This is a genomic window from Pseudomonas brassicacearum (genome assembly GCF_003732265.1).
GTDB lineage: Bacteria > Pseudomonadota > Gammaproteobacteria > Pseudomonadales > Pseudomonadaceae > Aquipseudomonas > Aquipseudomonas brassicacearum_D.
On the sequence record NZ_MOBK01000211.1, the window covers coordinates 1 to 667 of the forward strand.

The window sequence follows — 667 nt, forward strand, 5'->3', positions numbered from 1 at the left end:
CATCTCCGGTTACACCCAAGGCACCGTAGGCTTCGGTATCGACGCCATCGGCCTGGTGGGCGTGCGTCTGGATTCGGGTGGCGGCACCAACGGTGCCACGTCGACTTCCTATGGCGGCACTGTATTCCCGAGCAAGTCCAACGGTGAAGCGGTCGACAACTACTCCAGCCTGGGTCTGACTGCCAAAGCCAAGATCTCCCAGACCGAACTGAAGCTCGGCACCCTGCAGCCAAAACTGCCGGTCATCGTGACCAACGACGGTCGTCTGCTGCCGCAAACCTTCCAGGGTGGCCAGATCACTTCGAGCGAGATCAAGGATCTGACGCTGGTTGCTGGTCAAATCGAGCACGCCAAGGGCCGTAACTCCAGCAACAACGAAGAGTTGTCGATTGCTGGCTCCAACGCTCACACCGCTGCCGGTCGTGACAGCAACAAGTTCATCTACGGTGGTGGCGACTACAAAATCACCAAAGACCTGACTGCCCAGTACTACTACGGCAATCTGCAGGATTACTACAAGCAGCACTTCCTGGGTCTGGTACACAACTGGGCAATCGGCCCGGGTGTATTGAAGTCTGACTTCCGTTACTTCAACAGCCGTGACGATGGCGCCAACGGTAATGACCCTGCCTACTACACCACCGGTGACTACGGCACTGGCATCACC

The 667-nt window shown here is 57.7% G+C and carries 1 protein-coding gene; it reads left to right on the plus strand.

Annotated features, from left to right (window positions below; translation table 11 throughout):
• Positions 1-667, plus strand: a 667-nt coding sequence (locus BK660_RS30895; RefSeq protein WP_123436431.1) for an OprD family outer membrane porin, incomplete at both ends; no start/stop codon positions are given.